At 70.7% G+C, this 24731-nt stretch carries 24 protein-coding genes; 12 read left to right on the top strand and 12 right to left on the bottom strand.

Annotation, left to right across the window (positions count from 1 at the left end; translation table 11 throughout):
* Nucleotide 1: 1 nt before the first annotated feature.
* From ACFU6I_RS07320 to ACFU6I_RS07290, 7 genes are all read right to left on the bottom strand, one after another.
* The gene (locus tag ACFU6I_RS07320; protein WP_266978273.1) at nucleotides 2–313 is read right to left on the bottom strand and encodes an L-rhamnose mutarotase; all 312 of its coding nucleotides are present in this window, start codon (nucleotides 311–313) and stop codon (nucleotides 2–4) included.
* A complete protein-coding gene (locus ACFU6I_RS07315; RefSeq protein ID WP_384362667.1) occupies nucleotides 310–1299 on the bottom strand; it encodes an aldo/keto reductase in 990 nt (329 codons plus the stop codon). The genes ACFU6I_RS07320 and ACFU6I_RS07315 overlap by 4 nt, the downstream gene beginning before the upstream one ends.
* 124 nt (nucleotides 1300–1423) lie before the next feature.
* Entirely contained in the window at nucleotides 1424–2830 is a 1407-nt protein-coding gene (locus ACFU6I_RS07310) for a wax ester/triacylglycerol synthase family O-acyltransferase (protein WP_384362625.1), read from the bottom strand.
* Between the two features lie 160 nt (nucleotides 2831–2990).
* Nucleotides 2991–5057, bottom strand: coding sequence for a SpoIIE family protein phosphatase (locus ACFU6I_RS07305; RefSeq protein ID WP_384362623.1), 2067 nt, complete (start codon nucleotides 5055–5057; stop codon nucleotides 2991–2993).
* 110 nt (nucleotides 5058–5167) lie between these two features.
* Nucleotides 5168–5881, bottom strand: coding sequence for an FAD:protein FMN transferase (locus tag ACFU6I_RS07300; RefSeq protein ID WP_384362665.1), 714 nt, complete (start codon nucleotides 5879–5881; stop codon nucleotides 5168–5170).
* 34 nt (nucleotides 5882–5915) lie between these two features.
* Complete coding sequence (locus ACFU6I_RS07295; RefSeq protein WP_345518587.1) at nucleotides 5916–6356, bottom strand: FMN-binding protein; 441 nt, start codon at nucleotides 6354–6356, stop codon at nucleotides 5916–5918.
* A gap of 23 nt (nucleotides 6357–6379) precedes the next feature.
* Nucleotides 6380–7732: a ferric reductase-like transmembrane domain-containing protein gene (locus ACFU6I_RS07290; RefSeq protein WP_384362620.1), complete on the bottom strand. Its 1353-nt coding sequence runs from the start codon at nucleotides 7730–7732 to the stop codon at nucleotides 6380–6382.
* A gap of 196 nt (nucleotides 7733–7928) precedes the next feature.
* On the opposite strand from ACFU6I_RS07290, the gene ACFU6I_RS07285 reads away from it, so the two are divergent.
* Both ACFU6I_RS07285 and ACFU6I_RS07280 read left to right on the top strand, forming a co-directional pair.
* The gene (locus ACFU6I_RS07285) at nucleotides 7929–8663 is read left to right on the top strand and encodes a response regulator transcription factor (protein ID WP_384362618.1); all 735 of its coding nucleotides are present in this window, start codon (nucleotides 7929–7931) and stop codon (nucleotides 8661–8663) included.
* Nucleotides 8660–10084, top strand: a complete 1425-nt coding sequence (locus ACFU6I_RS07280) for a sensor histidine kinase (protein WP_384362617.1) — start codon at nucleotides 8660–8662, stop codon at nucleotides 10082–10084. The genes ACFU6I_RS07285 and ACFU6I_RS07280 overlap by 4 nt, the downstream gene beginning before the upstream one ends.
* Before the next feature lie 25 nt (nucleotides 10085–10109).
* Here ACFU6I_RS07280 and ACFU6I_RS07275 read toward each other — a convergent pair whose 3' ends face one another.
* The gene (locus ACFU6I_RS07275) at nucleotides 10110–10562 is read right to left on the bottom strand and encodes a hypothetical protein (RefSeq protein ID WP_384362615.1); all 453 of its coding nucleotides are present in this window, start codon (nucleotides 10560–10562) and stop codon (nucleotides 10110–10112) included.
* 132 nt (nucleotides 10563–10694) lie between these two features.
* Here ACFU6I_RS07275 and ACFU6I_RS07270 point away from each other — a divergent pair, with 132 nt between their 5' ends.
* The 3 genes from ACFU6I_RS07270 to ACFU6I_RS07260 are packed head-to-tail and all read left to right on the top strand — an operon-like array spanning nucleotide 10695 to nucleotide 13589.
* The gene (locus tag ACFU6I_RS07270) at nucleotides 10695–11609 is read left to right on the top strand and encodes a YndJ family protein (RefSeq protein ID WP_384362613.1); all 915 of its coding nucleotides are present in this window, start codon (nucleotides 10695–10697) and stop codon (nucleotides 11607–11609) included.
* A complete protein-coding gene (locus tag ACFU6I_RS07265) occupies nucleotides 11606–12115 on the top strand; it encodes a DUF1990 family protein (protein ID WP_384362611.1) in 510 nt (169 codons plus the stop codon). The genes ACFU6I_RS07270 and ACFU6I_RS07265 overlap by 4 nt, the downstream gene beginning before the upstream one ends.
* Nucleotides 12116–12152: 37 nt before the next feature.
* Complete coding sequence (locus ACFU6I_RS07260; RefSeq protein ID WP_384362609.1) at nucleotides 12153–13589, top strand: lipase maturation factor family protein; 1437 nt, start codon at nucleotides 12153–12155, stop codon at nucleotides 13587–13589.
* 153 nt (nucleotides 13590–13742) lie between these two features.
* Here the strand turns inward: ACFU6I_RS07260 and ACFU6I_RS07255 are convergent, their stop codons facing one another.
* The gene (locus tag ACFU6I_RS07255; protein WP_266978285.1) at nucleotides 13743–13916 is read right to left on the bottom strand and encodes a hypothetical protein; all 174 of its coding nucleotides are present in this window, start codon (nucleotides 13914–13916) and stop codon (nucleotides 13743–13745) included.
* Nucleotides 13917–14192: 276 nt separating this feature from the next.
* Entirely contained in the window at nucleotides 14193–15677 is a 1485-nt protein-coding gene (locus ACFU6I_RS07250) for an SDR family NAD(P)-dependent oxidoreductase (RefSeq protein ID WP_384362607.1), read from the bottom strand.
* Nucleotides 15678–16081: 404 nt separating this feature from the next.
* Here ACFU6I_RS07250 and ACFU6I_RS07245 point away from each other — a divergent pair, with 404 nt between their 5' ends.
* From ACFU6I_RS07245 to ACFU6I_RS07225, 5 genes are all read left to right on the top strand, one after another.
* On the top strand, nucleotides 16082–16972 hold the full coding sequence (locus tag ACFU6I_RS07245) for an RNA polymerase sigma factor SigF (RefSeq protein WP_384362605.1): 891 nt from the start codon (nucleotides 16082–16084) through the stop codon (nucleotides 16970–16972).
* Nucleotides 16973–17316: 344 nt separating this feature from the next.
* Nucleotides 17317–18570: a PP2C family protein-serine/threonine phosphatase gene (locus tag ACFU6I_RS07240; RefSeq protein WP_384362603.1), complete on the top strand. Its 1254-nt coding sequence runs from the start codon at nucleotides 17317–17319 to the stop codon at nucleotides 18568–18570.
* Complete coding sequence (locus ACFU6I_RS07235) at nucleotides 18563–20191, top strand: CHASE3 domain-containing protein (protein ID WP_384362601.1); 1629 nt, start codon at nucleotides 18563–18565, stop codon at nucleotides 20189–20191. Before ACFU6I_RS07240 ends, ACFU6I_RS07235 begins: the two co-directional genes overlap by 8 nt.
* Nucleotides 20188–20631: a response regulator gene (locus ACFU6I_RS07230; RefSeq protein ID WP_384031166.1), complete on the top strand. Its 444-nt coding sequence runs from the start codon at nucleotides 20188–20190 to the stop codon at nucleotides 20629–20631. The genes ACFU6I_RS07235 and ACFU6I_RS07230 overlap by 4 nt, the downstream gene beginning before the upstream one ends.
* A 99-nt stretch (nucleotides 20632–20730) precedes the next feature.
* On the top strand, nucleotides 20731–21186 hold the full coding sequence (locus ACFU6I_RS07225; protein WP_384362599.1) for an ATP-binding protein: 456 nt from the start codon (nucleotides 20731–20733) through the stop codon (nucleotides 21184–21186).
* Nucleotides 21187–21246: 60 nt separating this feature from the next.
* On the opposite strand, the gene ACFU6I_RS07220 is transcribed toward ACFU6I_RS07225, so the two are convergent.
* Nucleotides 21247–22410, bottom strand: a complete 1164-nt coding sequence (locus ACFU6I_RS07220; RefSeq protein WP_384362597.1) for a PP2C family protein-serine/threonine phosphatase — start codon at nucleotides 22408–22410, stop codon at nucleotides 21247–21249.
* 80 nt (nucleotides 22411–22490) lie between these two features.
* On the opposite strand from ACFU6I_RS07220, the gene ACFU6I_RS07215 reads away from it, so the two are divergent.
* Both ACFU6I_RS07215 and ACFU6I_RS07210 read left to right on the top strand, forming a co-directional pair.
* Nucleotides 22491–23003 carry a MarR family winged helix-turn-helix transcriptional regulator gene (locus ACFU6I_RS07215; protein WP_384362595.1) on the top strand — a complete coding sequence of 171 codons (513 nt, stop codon included), beginning with the start codon at nucleotides 22491–22493 and terminating at the stop codon, nucleotides 23001–23003.
* A 258-nt stretch (nucleotides 23004–23261) separates the two neighbouring features.
* The gene (locus tag ACFU6I_RS07210; protein WP_384362593.1) at nucleotides 23262–23594 is read left to right on the top strand and encodes an STAS domain-containing protein; all 333 of its coding nucleotides are present in this window, start codon (nucleotides 23262–23264) and stop codon (nucleotides 23592–23594) included.
* A gap of 319 nt (nucleotides 23595–23913) precedes the next feature.
* Here ACFU6I_RS07210 and ACFU6I_RS07205 read toward each other — a convergent pair whose 3' ends face one another.
* The gene (locus ACFU6I_RS07205) at nucleotides 23914–24648 is read right to left on the bottom strand and encodes a (2Fe-2S)-binding protein (RefSeq protein WP_384362591.1); all 735 of its coding nucleotides are present in this window, start codon (nucleotides 24646–24648) and stop codon (nucleotides 23914–23916) included.
* Between the last annotated feature and the right edge of the window lie 83 nt (nucleotides 24649–24731).

The following is a 24731-nucleotide window of genomic DNA, read 5'->3' as shown; positions in this document are numbered from 1 at the left end:
GTCACAGCTCCCAGGCGACGGGGAGACCGGCTTCGGCGCCGTCCGACGAGTAGTCGTGGGCCACGTCGAGGAGTTCGTCCATCCGGGCCTGCCAGGCGACGTTGACGGGCAGCTGCTCGAGCTCGGCGAGGAGCCGGGCGTAGTCCTCGCACTCGATGACGTGGAACAGCTCGGTGCCGCTGCGCCAGATCGTCCAGGAGGTGGCGCCCGCAGCGCGGATGGCCGCGGTGAGCTCCGTGGGAACTTCGCGGTGCGCCGCCTCGTACTCCTCGATCCGGTCGGCGCGGACCTTGGTGTGCAGGGCGATTCTCATGGCCGGTGTCCGTTCTCGGTGAGCAGGCCCTCGGAGCGCAGTTCGTCCCAGAGGGCGTCGGGGATCTCGCGGGAGAGCAGGTCGGCGGCGTCGCGCATCTCGTCGGGCGAGCGGGTGCCGACGAGCACCGTGGCGACGGCGGGGTGGGCGAGCGGGTAGTGCAGGGCGGCGGCGCGCAGCGGTACGCCGTGGCCCTCGGCGACGGCCTTGATGCGCAGGGCCCGGTCGAGAAGGGTCAGCGGGGCGGCCGCGTAGTCGTAGGTCGCGCCGGGGCGCGGGTCGGCGAGCAGTCCGGAGTTGAAGACCCCGCCGACGACGACGCTGCGGCCGCGTGCAGTCGCCTCGGGCAGCAGCTCGTCGAGCGCGGACTGGTCGAGCAGGGTGTAACGCCCCGCGCAGAGGACGGTGTCCACGTCGGTGTCCCGGAGGAAGCGGGTGAGCATCGCGGTCTGGTTCATGCCCGCGCCGATGGCTCCGACGACGCCTTCCGAGCGCAGCTTCTCCAGGGCCGGGTAGGCCTCACGGAAGGCAGCTTCGGCGTGGTCGTCCGGGTCGTGCAGATAGGCGACGTCGATGCGGTCGAGACCGAGCCGTTCGAGGCTGTCCTCGATGCTGCGGCGTACGCCGTCGGCGCTGAAGTCCCAGCGGCGGCGGTGGGTGGCGGGCACGGCGAAGCCTTCGGAGAGGCCGTCGTACGAGGCGATCGGGTCGGCCGGAACGGGGTCGAGCAGCCGGCCGACCTTGGTGGAGACCACGTAGGAGTCGCGCGGCCGGTGACGCAGGGCCGCGCCCAGCCTGCGTTCGGAGAGGCCGAGCCCGTAGTGCGGTGCCGTGTCGAAGTAGCGGACGCCCTCGTCCCAGGCGGCGTCCACGGCGGCCGCGGCCTGGACGGGGTCGACCGCACGGAAGAGATTGCCGATGGCGGCGGCCCCGAAGGACAGCTCGGTCACCTCGACCGCACTGGTTCCCAGCCTGTTTCGCCGCATGCCGCTGCCGCCCTCACCGATGATCGTTAATTCCTGCACAACGAATATTCATCGGATCACTTCGACACGTCAACACCCTTGGCCCCACGAACTACCGCGCCGCCGCCAAAATCTGTCCGATCTATCAGGCCCGTTGGGAGGGTTGACCGACCGGCAGCAGGGCGAGTAGCTCACGCAACTCGTCCTCGGCGCAACGGGCCAGCCGCTCCAGGTCGGGGACCGCCTTGCCGTCGGCCACCAGGCCGATCTGCACCCGGCCGCCGTACGTGGACAGGGCGATGGCCAGTGACTGCCCGCGCGCCAGCGGCGCCATCGGGTAGACGGCCCGCAGCGGGCAGCCGCCCAGCGAGAGCGCCGAGCGTGGCAGGGGCACGCTGGTGACCAGCACGTCGAAGAGCATCCTGGCGGCGCCGCCGGCGAGCGGGGCGCCGAAGCGGTGGGCCAGTGAGGGCAGTTGATCGGCGAGCACCGCGACGGCGCCCGCACCCCGCAGCGGTCCGGCGGCCTTGTTGCGGTCCATGGCGGTGCGGACGATGCGCAGCCGCTCCCAGGGGTCGGACTCGGAGACGGGGAGCCCGAGCAGATAGGCGGAGAGCCGGTTCCCGGAGGCTGCGCCGGTGCCGGGCCTGCGCCGGGAGACCGGCACGAGGGCGCGCGGGTCGGCGACCGGCAACTGCTCGCCGCGCTCCACCATCCAGCGGCGGAGCGCTCCGGTGACGACGCCGAGCAGGACATCGTTGGTGGTCCCGCCGGCGACCCGGCGGATCCGGTGGACGACCTCGCCGTCCAACTCCGCCGTGGCCAGCCGCCGGGTGCCGCTGGAGATCGCGGTGAGTGCGGGGGCACCGCGCAGATCGAGGCGGCTGGCCCGCACGACGGAGGCACCGACCCCGAACGCCCGCGAGAGGTCCTCGATCCGGCCCAGCGCGAATCCGGCCACCTGGCGCGGCCCCGGCATCCACGAGCGGGGCGGGACGGGGCGCGCCCGACGGGCGCTCGCACCGCGGCGGGCGCGGGTTCCGAGGGAGGCGATCTCGTCGAAGATCCCGGCGCCGATGGCGACGGCGCGCATGCCGTCGGCGAGCGCGTGGTGAAGCTTGACGAGCACGGCGAAGGGCCCCTCGTCGGCGCCGGAGATGACGTACATCTCCCAGGGCGGCAGCCCCCGCTCAAGCGGCCGCTCCATCAGCTCGCCGGCGAGCCGGGTGGCCCCTGCCATGAAGCCGCCGTCCGGCGACTCGTCGTCCCGGGGCAGCAGCACACGCTGGACGTGACGGAAGACGTCGAAGTCCTTGTCGGCGAACCAGGCGGCGCCGCCGACCGGCAGCAGGACGTCCCGTACGCGCATCCGCAGCCGTGGGATCGCTGCGGCGCGGGCCCCGAGCAGCTCCACCACGGCATCCGCGGTGACGCCCGGCGCCGGGGCGGGCGCCGGCGAGAAGACGGCGAGCGCGCCGAGGTGCATGGGGTGCGCATCGGTTTCGAGGTGCCAGAAAGCCAGATCGAGAGGTGCCAGTAGTTCAGTGCCCAACGGTTCCTCATGTCATCGAAGACAAAGATTGCCGGAGTCAACGACTGCCGCAGTCGCAGTCAATCGCCCGCGATCGGTTACGGTCAAGTACATACATGTTACTTTCTGTTACTGTCGGGTAGTTCGCATCCCGCCCGTCGGCGTCAACCGTCGCCGCATGTCACTCGCGCCCCGGGACGATGAACTCGCACCACACGCACTTGCCGCTGCCGCGGGACTCCACCCCCCAGGCGTCCGCCAGCCGGTCCACCAGCATCAGCCCACGCCCGGAGACTCCGGACACCCCCGCGTCGCGAGGGCGCGGCAGCGCGCTCGACCGGTCCGCGACATCGACCCTCAGCCGCCGACCTGGCCCGGCGAGCACCCGGACGGTGACAATCGCCCCGCCGTCGGTGTGCATCAGCGCGTTGGTGATCAGTTCATCGGCGGCCAGCTCCACTTCGTCCGCCCGGACCTTCGCACCCCAGGCCCGCACCGCCGCGCGGATCATGTGCCGGGCCGAGCTCAGCGCCTCCGGATCGTTCTGCGCGACATGCTGCTGGAGCCGGCCGCCGGGCTGCGGTGCATGGGCGGCTTTGCGGCGCAGCAGCAGGACCGCCACGTCGTCCTCGCCACCCCGCTCGTCGACCGTTTCGCACAGCTGGTCGGCCAGTCTCTGGAGGTCCTGCGACCCGCCCCGGATCACGGAGGTCAGCAGCTGCACGCCCTCGTCGAGATCGGCGCCCGGCAGCTCCACCAGGCCGTCGGTGTACAGCACCATCGTCTGGTCGGGGTCCAGCTCGACGGTGCTGACCGGGTATTCGAGCCGGCCGAACTGGGCCGAGAGCCCCAGCGGCAGCCCTCCCTCGGCGGGCAGCCTGCGGCAGCTGCCGTCGAATTCGCGCAACAGCGGCTCGACATGCCCCGCCCGAACGAGCTGCACCACCCCGGTGGTCAGGTCGACCTCGGCGTAGGTGCAGGTCGCGAAGCGGTCGGTGTCGAGCTCGTGGAGGAAGGCGGAGGCGCGGGCCATGACGGTGGCCGGGCTGTGCCCCTCGGCCGCGTAGGCGCGCAGGACGATGCGCAGCTGTCCCATGACCGCCGCCGCGTCCGTGTCGTGGCCCTGGACGTCGCCGATGACGGCTCCCACCCGGCCACCGGGCAGCGGAATGACGTCGTACCAGTCGCCCCCGATGTCCCGCCCGAGTCTCGCCGAGCGGTACCTGACGGCGATCTGCGCACCGGGGACATCCGGGACCCGCCGCGGCAGCATGGCCTGCTGGAGCCCCTCGGCGAGGTCGTGCTCCTGCTCGTAGAGCATGGCCCGCTGCAGGCTCTGGGCGATGGAGCTGCCGAGGGCGACCAGCAGATTGCGTTCGTCGCCGGTGAAGCCGTCCTTGTCGCCGTAGAGGAGTCCGAGGGCGCCGATGGGGCGGGCCTGGGCGATCAGGGGCAGATAGGCGGCGGAGGTGATGCCGAGGTCACTGATGTGCGGCCACAGGATCGGGTACGAGGTGGCGAAGTCCTCGGCCGACTCGATGAAGCGGGGCGCGAGGGTGCGGACCACTTCACTCATCGGGTACGGCTCGTCCGTACGGGTGTACCGGGTGCCCGGCACGAAGGACCCCTCGGGCCCGTCGGCCACCAGATGGATGCGCCCTGCCTCGATCAACCCCATGACGAGGCTGGTGGCTCCGAGCAGGACCAGCCCCTGGGAGTGCTTGAGTACCTCGATGACGTCCCCGACAGTGCGGGCGTGGGCCAGGGCGGCAGTGGCGCCCTCCACCAGCCTCGTGCGCCGGCGCCGCTCCTCGTCCTGCTCGTGGCGGACAGTGGAATCGGCCAGCTCCTGGGTGGCGTCCCTGACTATGCCGATGATCCGCCGCGGGCGGCCGGTCCCGTCACGGCGGATGAAGCCCTGGGTGTGGGTCCAGCGCATCGTGCCGTCGCGCCGCAGGATCCGGAAGTACGCACCGTAGTTGCTCTCTCCGCTCTTGAGTGCCTGCGAGACCAGTGCATCGATGCGCACCCTCTCGTCCGGCGGCACACGGGGGGAGAGGCTCTCCGGCCGGTTGTCGTATTCATCGGCCCGCAGGTCGAACACGTCGAGCGCGGGTCGGTCCATGTGCATGAGTCCGCTGTCGAGGTCCCAGTCGAAGCTGCCCATACGGTTCAGGGCGAGGCTGAGATCCGGGTGGGCGGGCCAGTCATCCGGGAGTGACAGGGGACCCGCCACCCGATCGTCCATATGCGACACTTTGCCATCGATTGCCCGATTCCTCGAACGATCCCGTCCGACGGACGGCGGGGCGAAGCCCTTCCGTGAACAGGTACTGGACCCACGAGTGGTCGTCGCGGCTACCAGCGGAATCCGCTGGTGCGCCACTCCCGGCCGTCGGGTGTGACGGCGAGCGCCTCGTACCCGTCCAGCGACTCCAGCCAGCCGCGTGCTCCACCTCCCATGGCGAACGCAGCCGTGGCAAAGGCGTCCGTCAGGGTCAGCGCCCGCCCGACCACGGTGATCGACGCGAGGCCCAGGGCCGGTGCACCGGTGTGCGGGTCGAGGATGTGCGCGCCGCGTTCGGCCGTTCCGGAGGTGGCGACGGCCAGATCACGCCCGGTCACCACAGTGGCCAGCGCCCCGCGGCGCAGGGGGTGGGCGACACCGATCCGCCAAGGGGCGCCCGGGGCGGCCTCGCCACGCAGCTGAAGGTCGCCGCCGCCGTTCACGCAGGTGTTGTGCGCGCCGCTCTCGTACAGCAGCTGCGAGGCGGCCTCGACCGCCCACCCCTTGACCAGCCCGGAGGGATCGAGGACACCGCCGGGTGTGGCACTGAACCAGCCCCGGCTGACCCGGCTGACATCGCCGCACAGGTCCAGGACCTCACGGACCTCGGCCGGGCACGTGGTGAGCCCGGACTCACCGCGGCCGAGCCGGCTGATGGCACTGTCCGGACGGTAGGTGGAGAACACCGCGTCGACGTGGTGCAGCCCGCGCACCGCATCGTCCAGGGCGCGACGGATCGCAGGGGTGGGCCGGTCCCTGATGTCGAAGGAGAACACCGTGCCCATCACGTGCTCGACATGGCGCAGCCCGTACGCGCGATCAGCCACCGGCCCGGTCCAATGCGCTCTGCAGGGACTCCATGTAGCCCTGACTGGTGTAGCTGGCTCCGGAGACGGAGTCGATGTCCGCGCTCTGGGCGCCGAGCGCCTCCTGGGTGAGCCGGGGCAGCGCGAACGCGGCGATCTCCTGGTCGCGGCCGTTCTCATCGGGCGCCCGGAGCACCCGCACGGCGGTGAGCTTCCCCTTGACGAGGGTGGCGGCGACCTGCACCGGTCCGTACCGCGTGTCGACCGGATCGCCGTTGAACGTGCCCGTCGCGGTGGTGGCGCCGGGCGGAGCACCGGTCGACGTGCGCGGGGAGACCGTGGTCGCCGGGCGCCTGCTCGCATCGAGGAGACCGGGAGCCTGGTGCGGTTTCAGGGACAGCAGGACCACGACCAGGGCACTGGTGCCGGTGGTGGTGAGGACGGCTCGGCGCATGCTGGTTCTCCTCGGGGCGCTCATCAGAACGCGAACGACTCGTGGTGGATGCGACGGCGGGGCACTCCGGCGTCACGCAGGGCGCGGATCGCCGCCTCGGTCATGCCGGGCGGACCGCAGAGGTAGACGTCGTGCCCGGCCAGGCCGGGGACCAGACGGCTGAGAGCCGTTGCGGTCAGGGGGGCGTCCCCGTCGACGACGTAGTGGACCGTGGTGCGGCGATGAGCGGCGATGGCGTCGAGTTCGGCGCGCAGCGCCAGGTCCTCGGTCCGTCGCGCGCGGTAGACGAGGGTCACCGGTCCGGGCAGCGTCTCGAACAGGGTTCGCAGCGGAGTGATGCCGACTCCGCCGGCCAGCAGCAGCACCTGGCGGGCGGTACGACGGCGCGCGGTGAAGCTCCCGTACGGCCCCTCGGCCCAGACCCGGGTGCCGGGTGCGAGACGCGCCAGCGCGGCGCTGTGGGCGCCGCCGGCCTTGACGGTGATCCGCAGATGGCGGGGGTGGGCGGGCGCGGAGAGCGAGTACGGGTTGGCGGTCCACCACAGGCCTCGGGCGAGGAAGCGCCAGCGGAAGAACTGCCCCGGCTCGGCCCCCAGCTCGTCCAGGCGCTCGCCGGTGAGGTGTACGGAGACGACGCCGGGGGCTTCGGTGTGGACGGCGGTCACCGTCAGCCGGTGCCGCAGTCCGCGGCGTACCGGGACCACGAACCGGTACCAGACGACCAGAGCGGCGGCGCCCAGGTAGAGGGCGTACCACGCCAGCTGCGCGGGTCGGTTGCCGACGAAGTCGGCGCCGTCGGAGAGCTGGTGTCCGAACGCGAGGAAGATCGCCAGATAGGTGGCGAAGTGGAGGTAGTGCCAGGTCTCGTAGCTCATCCTGCGGCGGGCGGCGCGGGCGGAGACGGCCCCGGTGAGGAGCAGGAGCAGAAAGCCCGCGGTGCCCTTGAGGAGGTCCGGGTAGTGCAGGACCAGGACGGAGGTCTGACTCACCACGTCCGTGTGGGCGCTGACGGAGTAGCCCCAGATGACGAGAAGGGTGTGGGCCAGGACCAGGGAGACGGTCCACCGGCCGCCGGCGGCGTGCAGGCGTGCCAGCCGGTCAGTGCCGATGCTGTGGTCCAGCAGGGGGACGCGGGCCATCAGAACCACCAGGACCGCGCACGCATATCCGGCCAGCAACCCGGTGATGCGCCCGGCATTGGTCAGCCGGCCCGCCGCGCCGACGACGGCGGACGTGTCGCTCCACCACAGGGCGAGGACTGCTGCGGCCCCTGCGCAGATGACGGCGGACACAAGATGCGGAGCGACGCTGCGCTGCGGGCGGCGGTGACGTGTGCCCTGGCTCGCGTACGGCGAGGCGGGGGCTGTGGTGGTCATGGGGCTCCCCTCGTAACGGACCGCTTCGGCGGTCGACAGCGGCAAGCCTCGCAGCGCATCCTCTGCGTACCTTCTGAATGGGCGGCGGCCGCCCCGGTCCGCCGGGATTCCAGAGGGAATGCAGAGGCAACTCAGAGGGAACTCAGAGGCTCCCGGCGGCCCGCCGCCGTCCGCGCCGGGGGATGCTGGACAGATCATGGACAACCACCGCGCACAGCCGCCCCTGCACCGCCCCGACGGAGGCCCGGTGCGGGTGCTGGTCATCGACGACGAACCCGATCTGACCGAGGTGCTGGCCGGAGCACTGAGCGGCGAGGGCTGGCAGGTCCGTACGGCCGCGGACGGCGCCTCCGCCCTGGCCACGGCGCGCGAGTTCCGGCCGGACGCCGTCGTGCTGGACTGGATGCTGCCCGACATGGACGGGCTGCGCGTGCTGCGGGAGCTGCGCCGCGAGGCCCGTGAGGTGTGCGTGCTGTTCCTGACCGCCCGCGATGCGGTGGAGGACCGTATCGCCGGGATCACGGCGGGCGGCGACGACTACGTGACCAAGCCGTTCAGCCTGGAGGAGGTCCTCGCCCGGCTGCGCGGGCTGCTGCGGCGGGCGGGGATGGCCAGTGCACCGGGCCGGCACCGGCTGACGGTCGGCGAGCTCACCATGGACGAGGAGGCCAGGGAGGTTCGACGCGACGGCGCCGTCGTCGAGCTGTCCCGTACCGAGTTCGAGCTGCTGCGCTTCCTGATGCGCAATCCGCGCCGGGTGCTGTCCAAGGAACAGATCCTCGACCGGGTCTGGGCTTACGATTTCGGCGGCCGTGCCCATGTCGTCGAGCTGTACATCAGCTATCTCCGCAAGAAGATCGACGCGGGCCGCACTCCCATGATCCATACGGTGCGCGGACTGGGGTACGTCCTGAAACCGGATCCGTCATGAGGCGGCCGCCGCCGCACACGCTGCGCGGGCAGCTCACCACCGGGCTCGTCCTGCTGCTCGCCGCCGCATGTCTCGCGGTGGGACTCACCACCGCCTTCGCCCTCCAGGGCTTCCTGGTGCGCCGCCTGGACCAGCAACTGACGGCATCCGGCGGCAGGTTCCCCGCCAGCCTGGAGCACGAAGCCGCGCGGGACGCCGACAACCGCCCCGACTCGCGGGGCCAGGCCGACTCCACCTTCGGCGCCAGGCTGCTGAACGGCCGGGTGACCCAGGCCGCCGTGGTCGATGAGCAGAACGTCCGCAAGGTGCCGTTGACCGCCGACGACCGACGCACGCTCGCGGCCGTGCCCGACGACGGGGAGGGCCGGAGCGTACGGCTCTCCGCGCTCGGTGGCTACCGGATCGCGGCCGTCAGCGGCGACGACCGGGATGTGCTGATCACCGGACTGCCGCTGCACCCCGTGGAAGAGACCCTGCACCGGCTCGAAGCCGTCGAGGGGGTCGTGTTCGGCGCGGCCCTGCTCGCCACCGGGGTCGCCGGAGCCCTGTGGGTGCGGGTCTCCCTGCGCCCCCTGCGACGCGTCACGAAGCAGGCGGTCGGCGTGGCCCGGCTGCCGCTGGCCAGCGGCGAGGTCGCCATGCCCGACCCGCTGCCCGTCACCGATCCGCGCACCGAGGTCGGGCAGGTCGGCACCGCGTTGAACCGCATGCTCGGACATATCGGGGACGCGCTCGCCCGGCGGCAGGCGAGCGAGGAACGGCTGCGGCACTTCGCCGCCGACGCCAGCCACGAGCTGCGCACACCCGTCGCCAACATCCGTGGCCACGCCGAACTCGCCCTGCGCCACCACGGCCCCGTGCCCGCCGGGGTCCGGCACGCCCTGGAACGCATTCAGTCGGAGTCCGGGCGGATGAGCCACCTGGTCGACGATCTGCTGCTGCTCGCCCGCCTCGACGCGGGGCGCCCCCTCGACCACGAACCGGTCGATCTGACCCTCCTCGTCCTCGACGCGACCGACGACGCACGGGCCGCGAGCCCCGGCCACCGCTGGCTCCTCGACCTCCCCGAGGAGCCCGTGACCGTGACCGGCGACGCGCACCGTCTCCAGCAGGTGATCGGCAATCTCCTCGCCAACGCCCGGGTACACACCCCGGACGGTACGGAGGTGACGGTGCGGCTCCGGGCGGAGGCCGCCGAGGTCCGGCTGACCGTCACGGACAACGGGCCGGGCATCCCCGACGCGCTGCTGCCGGAGATCTTCGGGCGCTTCGTCCGCACCGACCCCAGCCGCTCAAGGGCCACCGGCAGCACCGGACTCGGCCTGGCCATCGTCCGCGCGGTGGTCACCGCCCACGGCGGCACGGCCGATGTCGTGAGCCGGCCGGGACACACGGCATTCCGGGTGACCCTCCCGCGCTGACCCAGGATCCTCGCCCGCCCCCTCGCTATCCCTCGTCGAAGTAGGCGTACGGCGCCACGGACACGCCCTCCGCGACGGCCCGCTCGTCGTCCTCCGATGCGGCCGGATCGAGGTCTCCCGCGCTCAGTGAGTGCATGGACCAGACGGCGAAGCCGACGTGGAAGTCGTGGCCGATGCTGGAGGGGGTGCTCGTGTATCCCTTGGCGTGGAGCTCGGCAACGACGTCATCGAGAAGTCGGTGGGTCAGCCGGACGCCGTCGTAGCGGGCTTCGGCATCGTCGATGCCGCCGTGGTGGGCGATCTCCACGAGTTCGACCGTGTCGTCCGCCGCATAGGTGATCACCAGCGTGGGCGCGGTGGCGTAGACGGCGCGGTCACCGCCGGGCCCGTGGTACGGCTGCCCCACGCGCTCCTCGACCTGGGCACGCGGATCACCGATCTTGACGAGGTCGACGCCGCGTCCGGGAATGATCTCCATGCGGGACATCCTGCCTCCTGCGGCGAGCCCGGTCACCCGCTCCCCCACCACAGCCGTCTTGAACGCGTTCAAGAAAACCTCTAGGGTCGGCACGGAAGGCTACTTGAACGCGTTCAAGGCGGGGGATGCGGCATGTCCGTACTGGTCGACACGATCGTGATGCTGGGCATGCTGGTCGTCGTACCCGCCGGTCTGCGCCTGACCGGCGCGCCCGAGCTCGACCGGATCCGCCGCCTGTGGCCGCTCTTCGCCGCACCCGGCGCCGTCTCCCTCTGGCTGCCGCGCGGCAGCCCATCGACGGCCCTCGCCGCCTGCTACGCACTCGGGGCCGCGCTCCTCGCCCTGCACGCGCCGGCCCGCCTGCTGCGTACGGTCAGGTCCACCACCACCCACCGCGCCGCACCGGCGGAAATCGCGCTGCTCACCGCCCTGGTCACGCCGTCGGTCGCCGCTCTCGCCCTGGTCGCCGAGCGCTCCGGGCACACTCTCTTCGGCTTCGGGCTCGGCATCCTCGCCCTGACCGTGCCGCACTTCCACTTCGCCGGATTCGCCGCCGCCCTGGTCTCCGGGCTCGTCTGCCGGGTCACGGACAGTCCTGGAGGCCGGTTCGCCGCGCTGAGCGTGCCGCTCGGCACCGTGCTGGTCCTCGTCGGGTACTTCATCGGGGACTGGGCGGAGCTGGCGGGGGCAGTCGTCCTGACAGCCGGGATGTGGACCGTCGCTCTGCTGACCTGGCGCACGATCCGTGGCCGCGGGCGGGACCGGGTCACCCGGCTGCTGTTCGGCACCTCGGCCGCCGTCCTCGTGGTGACCATGGTGCTCGCGCTGAGCTGGGCGCTCGGTGAGGCGACCGGACTGCCCCACCCCACACTGACCTGGATGGCCGCCACGCACGGCCTCGGCAACGCGCTGGGCTTCGCGCTCTGCTCGGTGCTCGCCTGGCAAAGGCTCCGGAACGGCGCCGGCTCCACCCGTACCGCCGCCAACCGCACCGTCCCGTTTCTCACCGACCCACTCCCCACCGACCACGGAGGCAGGACGTCATGAGCACCCTCACGTACCCGGAGGTCGGGGCCACCCGGCTCGGCCCGCTCCCCGACGGCTACCACCATCTCCACCACCGGGTCGCGGTGGGCCGCGGCCGGGCCGACCTCGAGGTGGCGGGCGCAGCCGTCACCGGCTGGCACATGCACCGCAACTCCGGCGCCCGGGTGCGGGCGTCGACGGCCCGCGCGGAGCCCGGAACCTCCGTGCAGGTGTCGATCGGGCTCGGTCCGTTCCGGTTCGCCGCCCCGTGCGAAGTCGTCTGGACCGCGTACGAGAAGGAACGCATCGGCTTCGCGTACGGGACCCGGCACAGGCACCCCGAGCGCGGCGAGGAGTGCTTCGTGGTGGAGCTGGCGGACGACGGCACGGTGTGGTTCACCGTGCTGGCGTTCTCCCGTCCGGCCCGGTGGTACAGCAGGGTTGCGGGCCCCCTCGTGCCGGTGCTCCAGCGGTGGTACGCACGCCGGCTCGGCACCACGCTGGGACGGATCGTGTCGGAGGGCTGAAGCGCCCGGTCGCTCGGCAGCGTCGATACTGGAGGTGATGGAATGGTTCACCGCAGATGGCTACTGGCTGAGCCGGCTGATCTTCCAGCGGGCTCTTGCCTGCATCTATCTGGTCGGGTTTCTCGCCGCCGCCCTCCAGTTCAGGGCGCTGATCGGCGAACGTGGCATGCTGCCCGTGCCCGAGTTCCTGCGGCGAACGGACTGGCGGCTCGCTCCCGGTCTCTTCCGGCTCCACTACTCCGACCGGTTCTTCGCGACGGTCGCCTGGACCGGCTGCGCGCTCGCGGTCGCGCTGATCGCCGGGGTGGATTCGTACGTTCCGCTCTGGGCGGCGATGCTGATGTGGCTGCTGCCCTGGGCGTTGTATCTGTCGATCGTCCAGGTCGGCCAGCTCTGGTACGCCTTCGGGTGGGAGTCGCTGCTCCTGGAGACCGGCTTCCTCGCCGTCTTTCTCGGCAACGCGGACACGGCTCCGCCGGTACTCGTGCTGTGGCTGCTGCGCTGGGTGCTGTTCCGGGTCGAGTTCGGCGCAGGGCTGATCAAGATCCGGGGGGACGAGTGCTGGCGCAAGCTGACCTGTCTGTATTTCCACCATGAGACCCAGCCGATGCCGGGACCGCTGAGCTGGTTCTTCCACCGGCTGCCCCGGCCCGTCCACCGGGTGGAGGTGGCGGCCAACCACGTCACCCAGCTCCTCGTCCCGGTACTGCTCTTCACTCCGCAGCCGGTGGCGAGTGCGGCCGCGGGGCTGATGATCGTCACCCAGTTGTGGCTGGTCCTCTCCGGGAACTTCGCCTGGCTGAACTGGGTGACCATCGCTCTCGCCCTGTCCGCCGTCGACTGGTCGCTGTTCGCCCCGCAGCCCGCGCAGTCGGCGCCGCCACTCTGGTACGAGGTGGTGGTCATCGCCGTCACCGCGCTGGTGGTCGCCCTCAGCTACCGTCCGGCGCGCAATCTGATCTCCCGCCGCCAGGTGATGAACCGCTCGTTCGACCCGTTGCATCTCGTCAACACGTACGGCGCGTTCGGCAGCATCAGCCGGGTCCGGCTGGAGATCGCGGTCGAGGGCACCGACGAGACGGTCCTCCACCCCGACACCGTCTGGCAGGAGTACGGCTTCCGCGGCAAGCCGGGCGATCCCCGGAGGCTGCCGCGCCAGTTCGCTCCCTATCACCTGCGCCTGGACTGGCTGATGTGGTTCGCGGCGCTCTCTCCCGCGTACGCCCACCCCTGGTTCGGACCGTTCCTGGAACGGCTGCTGGAGAACGACCGGGACACCCTGCGGCTGCTGCGCCACAACCCGTTCCCCGGCACCCCGCCCACGCACATCCGCGCCAGGGTCTACCGCTACCGGTACACGACCTGGCGCGAGCTGCGTGCCACCGGGAACTGGTGGCACCGCACCTATGTGCGGGAATTCATCAGACCGGTGAGCCTGGCCCCCGCCCGCATCAGCCCGACCATGCCCCCTTGAGTACCCGGGCCCCGGCCCCGCGTGGACTCCGCCCGGTGCGGTGACCGGGCCTGGACACGCCGGAGCCCCGGACTTCCGTGGTGTCGGAAGTCCGGGGCTCCCTGGCTGACGGGCGTCACGAACGCCGGGCGGGCGCGCAGCCGGGCCCGTCGATCAGTCGATGCCGGGCAGGATGTGCGGCTCGGCGAGATCGTCCTCGTAGCCGGCCAGCCGGATCGGCGCGGACCTGGCCCAGACCTCGAGGTTCTGGAGTTTCTCGGGCCGACGGGCCCGCTCTCCCTGTCGCTCTGCCGGTCGCTTCTCTTGCTTCGTCAGTTCTGGTGTCACCGCGCACTCCTTTGTGTCGCGTAACCCCGGGCGTCGCCGACACTCCGGCCTCATTACCGGACATCGACCGCCCATGTGGGGCGGGGCAGGAACAGTTCGGTCGCGGTGGCGCCGGGCGTTGGGCGGAACGGCGGCCTGGTTACAAGCCTGTCCCAGGACGGCCCGGGGAGATTTGTGGATCCCCGGGTGGCGTCCGTTCACCTCAGCCTAACCAAATGAGCGCGTTCCCGCTCGATGGAACGTGTGCGCTCAGTCACTTTCGGACAACGGATCGCTCTACCAGCCCGCCGGCGCGTAGTCCTTCAGGAAGCAGCCGAACAGGTACTCGCCCGCTTCGCCGCGCACGATCGGGTCGTAGACCCGGGCAGCACCGTCGACCAGATCGAGCGGGGCGTGGAAGCCCTCCTCGGCCAGCCGGATCTTGTCGGGGTGCGGGCGCTCGTCGGTGATCCAGCCCGTGTCGACGGCGGTCATCAGGATGCCGTCCTTCTCGAACATCTCCTGGGCGCTGGTGCGGGTGAGCATGTTCAGCGCCGCCTTGGCCATGTTGGTGTGCGGATGGCCCGCGCCCTTGTAGCCGCGGCTGAACACGCCCTCCATCGCGGAGACGTTGACCACATAGGCGCGCTTGGCCGCCGTCGCGGCCATCGCGGGACGGAGCCGGCTGATCAGGATGAACGGCGCGGTGGAGTTGCAGAGCTGGACCTCGAGCAGCTCGATCGGCTCGACCTCCTCGACCGTCTGGACCCAGCTGTTCGTGTGATGCAGGTCCGGTACGAGACCACCCGCGTCGATCGCGGTGCCCGCAGCGATCCGTTCCAGCGAGGCGGAACCGGTGACCAGGGCCAGTTCAGTGACGTCCTGGGCGCTCAGCCCCTCCTTGCGGGCGGCGGGCAGGGCGGCGACGCGGTCGACCGAGCCGCTGCCGAAGGTGCCGATGACCTCGGCCGCGGGGAGTTCACCCGCGGGCAGCGATGCGGACTCTGCGGCGAGCAGTTCGCTGTACGCCTGCGGGGAGCGGCGCACCGTCTGTGCGGCGTTGTTGATCAGGATGTCCAGCGGCCCCTCGGCGGCGACCGAGTCGGCGAGGGCGACGACCTGGGCGGGGTCGCGCAGGTCGATGCCGACGATCTTCAGCCGGTGGATCCACTCGTCACTGTCCGGCATCGCCTTGAACCGGCGGATCGCGTCGTTGGGGAAGCGGGTGGTGATGGTCGTGTGCGCGCCGTCACGCAGCAAGCGCAGCGCGATGTACATGCCGATCTTGGCCCGGCCGCCGGTGAGCAGCGCCCGGCGTCCCGTCAGGTCGGTCCGCGCGTCGCGGCGGTCCCGGTTCTCCTTGGCGCACTGCTGGCAGAGCTGGTGGTAGAAGGCATCCACTTCGACGTACCGGGTCTTGCAGATGTAGCACGAACGGGGCCGCTGAAGTATCCCGGCGATCTCGGCGCCGGCCGAGGAGGACGGCAGGACACCCTGGGTCTCGTCGTCGATGCGGTCGGCGGATCCGGTGGCGGTGGCCTCGGTGACGGCCTTGTCGTGCGCGGTCTTGGCGGCCCGGCGCTCCTGGCGGCGGCGCTGCTTCACGGTCCGGTAGATGCCGGCGGTGGCGCGGCGCACGGCGATGGCGTCGGGGTGGTCGACCTCGATGCTGTCGAGTTCGTCGAGCACGCTCAGGCAGACGGCCAGCCGCTCCGGGTCGATACCGGGACCGAACTCCTCGATACCGGGAGCGAACTCCGCGCTGTCCTCTGTCACCGTCATTGCCGTTCCTCTGTCAGTCATGCCGCCGGGATCTCTCGGCGGCCCCCGGCGCATCGCCGTAGCGGGCTCACGAGGACCGGCTGTCCACGGGGCTGAGGCCCGGCTGCGGGCTTGCGCGAAGCCGCCGCACTTCGGGCCGAACGCCCCGCTCAAGTCTGCCATGTCCGCCGCGCTGCTCCATCCGGGTGCGCGGGGCGGCGCAGCGGGCCGCTGGAGGGGACGCCATGGACCCCGGCGACGTCGGCGGTTCGGGGGCAGGACCCAGGACAGGACCGCGCACGCGCGGGGGCGACAGTGGGTGCCGTGACCGGGCCGGCAGAAGGAATTCCGGATCTTCGCGCATCACTCAGGGGAAGCGGGGCAGGCGCCGTTCGATACATCGGACGAACAGGGAGGGCGACAACATGGTGACCGCTTCGGAGCGGACCAGCGGAGCAGGAACACTGCACCAGGAGACCGGTGCGCTCACCGGTGCCGGAGCTGCTGAGCTGCCCTGGATCGAGGACACCGGAAAGGTCGCTCCGCAGGATGCGCGCCAGCTTTCCAAGCTCTTCCTCGACAGGCTCCAGGCGCTCGAAGAGGGCACGCACGAATACCAGTACGCGCGCAACACCCTCATCGAGATGAATCTCTCGCTGGTGCGCTTCGCCGCGGCCCGGTTCCGCAACCGGGCCGGTGACGACACCGAGGACATCATTCAGGTCGGCACGATCGGTCTGATCAAGGCGATCGACCGGTTCGACCTCTCCCGTGACGTCGAGTTCGCCACCTTCGCCGTGCCGTACATCGTCGGCGAGATCAAGCGCTTCTTCCGGGACACCACCTGGTCCGTGCATGTACCGCGCCGGCTCCAGGAGCTGCGTGTCGATCTCGCGAAGGCGAAGGAGCAGCTCTCGGCCGAGCTGGACCGCGACCCCACCGTCAAGGAGCTGGCCGCCCGTCTCGACCTTCCCGAGGAAGAGGTCATCGAAGGCCTCGTCGCCGCGAACGGCTACTCGGCGGGTTCCCTGGACAGTCCCTCGGCCGACACGGAGACGAGCAAGGAGCAGCGGTCGTACGCCGAGCTCCTCGGTGAGGCCGACCCCGGCATGGAGACGGTCGAGAATCTCCACACGCTGGCGCCGCTGCTGCAGAAGCTGGACGACCGCGAGCGGCGGATCGTGCAGATGCGTTTCGGACAGGAGATGACGCAGTCCCAGATCGGGGCGGAGCTCGGCGTCTCGCAGATGCATGTCTCGCGTTTGCTGGCGCGGATCGTCCAACAGTTGCGCGTGGGAATGTCCGTGGAGGCCTGACCGCGGTACGGAGCGTGAGAAGGGCCTTCGGCCATGGATCTCGCTCCGCTCGGACCGGCCGTGCGTCGCCTGCGTGGCGCGCGGCCGCCGCCGACGGTGCCCGCGCGCACCTGGGAGCCGCACGCGACTGCGGCCGTCCGCGCCGGAGCGTCCGTGGAGACGGTGGCGGAACTCACCGTGCTGACCGGGCAGACTCGTCGTGCCCGCCCGACCGTGGCGCCCCGGCGGCCGATGGACCGGACCGCCGGGTCCGCCGATGTCCGACGGCACGGCGACAGCACGCGTTCGCATATGCTGCGGGACGACCGGAAACGACCTGCGCCGACTGTGCGAGGGGGTGGAGAGTGTCTGAGCCGCGCGCAAGCGCCTCGGCACATCCTGCGGCCTCCGTCACCCTCCCGGTACAGCACGGCTCAGGACGTTCCGTATGGAATGTCGACGCCGCGATCCTGCTGGTCGAGGACGACGCCGGTGACGCCCTGCTCGTCGAGGAGATGCTCGCCGACAGCGAGTTGGAGTCCGGACTCATCTGGCGCAAGACGCTGGCCGAGGGACTGACATTCCTGCGGACCGTCAGCACTCCGGTCTGTGTGCTGCTCGATCTGCACCTTCCCGATGTGCACGGGCTTGTGGCGGTCACCCAGATCGTGGAGACGACTCCGGACGCCGCGATCGTCGTACTGACCGGACTCGCGGAGGCCGAGGCGGGCCTCACCGCCGTGGCCACCGGTGCGCAGGACTACCTCGCCAAGGATCGGCTCGATCCTCAGGCACTGTCCCGCGCCATTCGCTACGCCCTCCAGCGCAAGCAGGTCGAACGGGCCGCTGCCGCGCTGCGCGCCAATCAGCTGATGGCCCGGGAGAACGCCCGTCTGGAGCGCGGGCTGCTGCCCGTGCCGCTGCTGCGCGACCAGAGCTTCGACGCCGTCGCCCGCTACCAGCCGGGCCGGGCGCACGGTCTGCTGAGCGGCGATTTCTACGACGTGGTGCAGACCCCCGACGGCACCGTGCACGCCGTGATCGGCGATGTGTCGGGGCACGGTGCGGCGGAGGCCGCGCTCGGTGTGTGTCTGCGCGTGGCGTGGCGTACAGCGGTGCTGTGCGACACCGATCCGCTGGAACAGATACGGCTCCTGGAGGCGATTCTCGTCGCCGAGCGTTCCGACCCGCATGCCTTCGCGACGGTGACCTCGCTCGTCTTCCCGCCCCACGCCGCGCACGTCAGGGTGGTGCGGGCCGGACACCCGGGGCTTCTGGTGCGGCGCGGCACGGAGGTCGAGTGGGTGGAGCCCGAGGGCGGCATGGCGCTGGGGCTGCTTCCCGGAGCCGGCCAGTGGTCGACGACCGAACTGGCCCTCCCGAGCGACGGCGGTGTCGTGCTCTTCACCGACGGGCTCTTCGAGGGGCGCACGGGTCCGGACTCCCGGCTCGGAGAAGAGGGACTGCTCGCCATGGCGCGGCGCCTCGGGGATCTTGCCGCCCGCCCCTTCATCGACGCGCTGGTCGCCGGCGCCACCGAGGGCGCTTCGCCCTACGGCGGCCTCGCCGACGACGTCGCCGTACTGCATCTCGGCTGGAGAAAGACGCCCCATGAGTGACGCAGCGACCGGACCGGCTTCGCGCGGGCGGTGGTTCTCGCGCCTGTCGGTCCAGAACTGGGTGCATCTGATCCTGGCCGGTTTCGTGCTGGTCGTCTGCGGATGTCTGGTGGTCGGGGGGCTCGTGCTGTCCCGAATATCGGACCGGACCACCGAACTGGTGGACCGCATCCAGCCGGCCCGCTCCTCCGCCTTCCAGCTGCAGAACGCGCTGCTCGATCAGGAGACCGGGGTCCGCGGATTCGCGCTCACCGGCGACAAGACCTTTCTCGAACCCTACGAGGCAGGCAGGAGGGACGAACAGCGGAGGATCGCCCGGGTGCGAGCGGTGGTCGGTGACGAACAGCCGTTCAGCAGTGATCTGGACCGGATCGCCGAGGCTTCCGCGCGCTGGCGCGCGTTGAACGCGGAGCCGTTGATCGCTGCGGTCCGGCAGGACGGTCCGGCGGCCGACTCCTCCACCAGGATCCTGGAGAGCAAGCGGGAGTTCGACGTCCTGCGCTCGCTGTACAGCACGCAGCAGAAGCATCTCGATGCCGCCCGGGACCGGGCGCGCGCCCAGCTCAACGACGCCCGGGCCATACGCGACCGGGCCTTGATCGCCCTGGTGATCGGTTTCGCGCTGGCCGTGATCTCGCTCAGCATGCTGTTCAACCGTGTGGTGGGCCGCCCGCTGAGCGTTCTCGCCGCCGACTCGGGGAAAGTACGGGCCGGCGCATTCCGCCACCGCATAGAGGTGCACGGGCCGTCCGACGTGCGGGCGGTGGCGGCAGCCGTCGAGGACATGCGCAGTCGTCTGGTCTCGGAGCTCGACGAGGCCCAGGAACGCGAATCGCTGCTGGCCCAGCAGACCGAGGAGCTCCGTCGCTCCAATTCCGAACTTGAGCAGTTCGCCTACGTCGCCTCGCACGACCTCCAGGAGCCGCTGCGCAAGGTGGCTTCGTTCTGCCAGCTCCTGGAGAAACGGTACGGCGAGGAGCTGGACGCGCGAGGCAAGCAGTACATCGACTTCGCGGTCGACGGGGCCAAGCGGATGCAGGTGCTCATCAACGATCTGCTCACCTTCTCGCGGGTGGGCCGGGTCCACGACAGCTGGAAGTCCGTGGACTTCGACCGCTCGTTGGACCGGGCCGTGGCCAATCTCGCGCTGTCCATCGAGGAGACCGGCACCACCCTCGTCCGGGAGAATCCGCTGCCGCAGGTGACCGGAGACCCGACGACCCTCGCGATGATCTGGCAGAACCTGATCGGGAACGCGGTGAAGTTCCGCCGCCCGGAGGTCCCGTGCGTGATCACGGTCGGCTGTGTCCGGGAGGAGGACGAATGGCGTTTCACCGTGCAGGACAACGGCATCGGCATCGCCCCCGAGTTCGCGGAGAAGGTGTTCATCATCTTCCAGCGCCTGCACTCCCGCGACGAGTACGACGGCACGGGTATCGGACTCGCTCTCTGCCGCAAGATCATCGAGTTCCACGGCGGCCGGATCTGGCTGGACCCCGATTACCGCGAAGGCGCTCGCATCCACTTCTCGCTGCCGGTCGGCCCCGGTACGGCGCGCCACCCGGCGACGGATCCCGCCGTCCCCGCTCCTGGTCCCGAACTCTCCGGAGATGCCCCGTGAACACCCCGGTACAGCCCATCGAAGTCCTTCTCGTGGAGGACGACCCCGGCGACGAGCTCATGACCCGGGAGGCTTTCGAGGACAACAAGATCCGCAACACTCTCCATGTGGCACGGGACGGTCAGGAGGCCCTGGACTTCCTCTATCGCCGCGGCGACCACGTCGACGCTCCGCGCCCCGACCTGATCCTGCTCGACCTGAACCTGCCCCGGTACGACGGCCGCCAGGTCCTCGAGAAGATCAAGAACGACCCGGAGCTAGCGCTCATTCCGGTGGTCGTGCTCACCACGTCCTCCGCCGAGGAGGACATCCTGCGCAGCTACAAACTGCATGCCAACGCCTATGTCACCAAGCCGGTCGACCTGGATCAGTTCATCGCGGCCGTGCGCCAGATCGACGAGTTCTTCGTGACGGTCGTACGACTGCCGGGCCGCTCCTGACCACCCTCGTCATTCCCAGGAGTGGGATCTCATGACACGGGTAGATGAACCGCGAAGAAAAGGTCACCGACCTCCCCTGCTGCGCCCTGGCTGGAGCTCATGAACCAACACGCCCTCTCCCGGCCGGACGACCCGCATCCGGGTCACTGGCCCACCGAGGCACTGCACATCGCCGAAGTGTTCGGTGGTGAGCCGGGATGCATCGCACAGGCACGCGCACTGGCCGACCGCTTTCTGATCAGGCTCACCACGGAATGGCTGGCGGTGCTCGGCGAGCACACCCGTAACGACCTGATGCTGGCCGTGAGCGAGTTGGTCACCAACGCCGACCGGTACACCCACGGCCCCTACCTGCTGGAGCTCGAGGGCACCGCGCAGCGGATCAGCGTCACGGTCTACGACAGCAGCACGGCGCTTCCCGTCCTCTTCGCCCCCGACCCGAGCCGCCTCGGCGGTCACGGCATGGAGATAGTCGTCGCCCTGTGCGACCGCCTGACCGCCGAGCGGGTGCCGGTGGGCAAGCGCATCAGGGCCGAGTTCGAGCTCAGCAGCTGACCCGGAAGCAGCCCGGCCCCGGTCCGGTGAAGAGCCTTCAGCTCCTGCCCCGGGAGAGCCCTAAGACCTGCCGAACCAGTCGATGCACAGAACGAGGGCGTCGTCCAGCGTCTCCGAGTCCCGGTATTCGGCCAGCTCACGCAGTACGGCGCGCGGCACGGTCGCTGCCGGCAGCAACCTGGTCGCCAGGAGCGCGCGGGCCAGAGCCCGTGCCCCGTACAGCTCCCCCAGCGGCGACGCGGCCTCGTAGACGCCGTCGCTGACAAGCAGCAGCCGGTCCCCGGGCACCACCTGGAACTCCTGGACGGAGTACTGGGACTCCTCGAACATGCCGAGCGGAAGCTCCGCCTCCAAGTCGATACGGGTGACCGTTCTGCCCCTCAGCCGCCACAGCTGGGGAGAGCCGGCGTCCACGGCGCCGACCCGGCCGGTGACCAGGTCGAAGTGGAGCAGCAGGGTGGATACGTGGGCACTGCCGCGGTGCAGCCCGTAGATCGCCTGGTCCGCGAGGGATGCCTGGTCGGCGATGCCGATCCCGGCCCGTCTGGCGTTGCGCAGCGCGTTCACGGCGAGGTTGGTGAGCAGGGACGCTTGGATGCCCTCGCCCATGCCGTTGGTCACGGCGACGGTCAGCCCGTCGGCGTCGGCGGACCAGTCGAAGTTGTCGCCGTGGATGGCATAGGCGGGCTCCAGCTGGGCACCGATGGCGTACTCGGCCGCCGTGCAGGCCCGCGCGGGAAGGAGCTGCCACTGCATTTCGGCGGCGAGCGTGAGCCTGCTGACCCGACGCGCCCGGTGGTAGAGGTCGGTGTCCCGTTCCGCGACCAGGATCTCGTGGCCGAGGAGGTCGGCCACATGAGTCAGCTCGTCCACCGTCCGCGCGGTGGAGCTTTCCGCAGGCAGTCGCACGGTGAGAATGCCGAGCCGCTCCCCGCGCACCGTCACCGGGAGGTGATGATCGAGTGCCTCGTCGTGCCGGAGGGGCTGCTCGCGCGGTTCCTGGCTGCCGAAGGCCCTGCCCTCCGGACTGTTGTGCATCGACAGGGCATCGCCGGGGCCGTCGACCGGGTCGACGGGCTTGAGTACGGTCATGCCGTAGTCGGCGAGCAGAAGCTGGACGTGGAGCGCACCGTACTCCCTCCGGAGCGCTTCGCGGACCGTCTCCACCAAGGCGTGCGGTGCCGCTGCCCGCACCGCTCTTTCGATGTCCGGGCGGGCGTTCACGGTCTCTCGGGCTTTCTTCGAGCGGCGCCGGGGCCGGTTCCGGGCTGACAGACGGGTGCGCAGGGTGAAAGAGTGGACAGATGCCCCGCCCCACCGGTCATCCGCGCCCCCTTGAGCAGGTGTCCGCGGATGTCTGTTCCGCCTCCGAGTTGCTGGAGGTGTTGTGGTCGCGGGGGCAGGAGTCGGCGGACCTCGGCACGGTCTCGCCCTCCCAGCTGCGGGCACTGCTCGTGATCGAGCAGCAGGAGGGCAGCAATCTCCGGTCGCTCGGTGAGGCGCTCGGTTCGCGCGCGCCCTCGGTGAGCCGGCTCTGCGACCGCATGGAGGCCATGGGCCTGATCCGGCGGGAGCCCAGTGCCACCAGCCGCCGGGAGGTCGAGCTCCGGCTGACCAAGCAGGGCCGCACCCTGCTGGAGGAGTACCGGGCGATCCGGACCCGGGAGTTCGCCGCGGTCCTGGGACGCATGCCGTCGGCCGCCGTGGCGGCCCTCGCGGAAGGCCTCGCCGCGTTCAACACGGCCGCTGCCGAGCGGATCGGGGGGGACGGCGGTCCGACTACCCGGCTGCGCGACGATGTCGCGGAGAGCGCCTAGCTTCATCCGGCCCCTGTCCTGGGCGTAACCGAGCCGCACCCGACGTGGATGCGGTCGTTGTTGATCAACTGGAAATAGATTGTTACCCAGGGAGAATGTTGTCAAGCGGCAACTATCCCTTCTATCGTTTGGCGGGTATCCCACGCCGCAAGCCGGGGCGGATCGCTACCGAGCCGTCCGCCCACGACGGCCGTCCCCGTTCACCGAGTGCATCCCGAGGTGCCTTCCGTGCTTCCACCGCCCAGCGGAGACAAAGTCATGCGAATCGTCCCACGCCGGGAGCGGGGAGCCCTGATACTCGCCTTGACGGGTGATCTCGACATCGACAACATCGGCGTTCTCGGTAAGGCGCTGGAGAACGCGGCACAGGATGGGCAGGCTCCGGTCGTCGTCGAGCTCTCCGCCGTGTCGTTCGCGGACTCCACGACGGTGAACATGCTGCTCCACGGGCAGTCCTTGCTGGGCACCCGGATGCGGCTGGCCACGCCGTCCCCGTTCATGGCGCGGCTCATCGGTGTGCTCGGTCTGGACAGCGCGTTGCCGGTCTTCGACACCGTTGCGGAGGCCATCGACCCTCCACTGCCCACCTGACTCCGGCAACGGCGGACGCCCGCCCTCCCGTGCGCGAAGGGGGCGGGCGTCCGGGCTTCGTCGAGGGGTTCGACGCGAACACTCCGGCCCGCCCGGAGGGGGCGGACCGGAGCACGGCCAAGGGTCAGGGCGTGGGGCATCCCGCCACGACCGGGTTCGAGGAGGCCGGTTCGACTGTCCAGGTACATGACAAGTCCGATTGGAGGGCCCCGAGCAGGACGCCGTTCCGATGTCCGGCATGCCTGCAGACCGGTCCACATCGGCTCGTGGACGGCCTGCGACGCCGTCACGACGTCTCAGTCGGCGCGTGCTGTTTCGATCACCGGGGGGCGGGATCCGGTGAGGGTCCCGGCCGACGGTCGAGGACGCAGTCCCCGCAGAGGCCCCCGCCCGGGCACCGGTAGTAGAGACAGCAGCTGCGTCTACGGAACGCGGAGGTGTGCGGGGAGCCGGTGGTGCGCAGGTCCGGGTGGTCGAAGAGTTCGGCGACCAGGGCGCGGGCCCGTTGGGCGACGTCCGGGCGGTGGTGGGTCCGCGCCCAGGCGATCAGTTCACGGAGCGCTCCGGCCAGGGCCGATCCCGCGTTGCCCCACAGCAGCCGCGGAGCAAGGTGTCCGTCCTGTCGGACCGCCTCCGCCAGCGGCACGAGATGGCCGAACTGGACGACCTCGCGGATCCGCTCCGCGGTGCCGGGCAGCGTGGCGACCGGCTCGTGCCACAGGTCGTCGGGGGCGGGGCGCCGCGGGTCCCAGTGGAGCGTGCCGGGGGACAGATCGGGAAAGCTGCCCGCGACGGCCGCCGGCCCCAGGGCCGTCGACCAGAGACGGGCGGCCAGGCCCAGGTGAGCGACGGACGCGGCAACTCTGCGCTCGGAAGTACGGAGCGCGGCGGCGACCACGTCGATACGGGCTGTGAGCGATGCCGTCTCCCCCGCGTACAGCCGGGCCAGCGGGCGGTGTGCACCGCCGGGCACCGGTGTGCTGCGCAGAGCGAAGAAGCCGCCCACCGGGGCCACGTCCGACTGCTCCGTGCTCTGTTCCTGCGCGGGTTCCATCGATCACTCCTGGTGACGTCGCGGGCATCCCGGGTCCCACGGCTCGCCGTTCACCGTATCGCTGCGGGATGATCGGCCTGAGG

Origin of the sequence: Streptomyces sp. NPDC057486 (assembly GCF_042802415.1) — a bacterium.
Classification (GTDB): Bacteria; Actinomycetota; Actinomycetes; order Streptomycetales; family Streptomycetaceae; genus Streptomyces; species Streptomyces yanii.
This window is presented reverse-complemented; position numbering and strand designations above follow the sequence as displayed.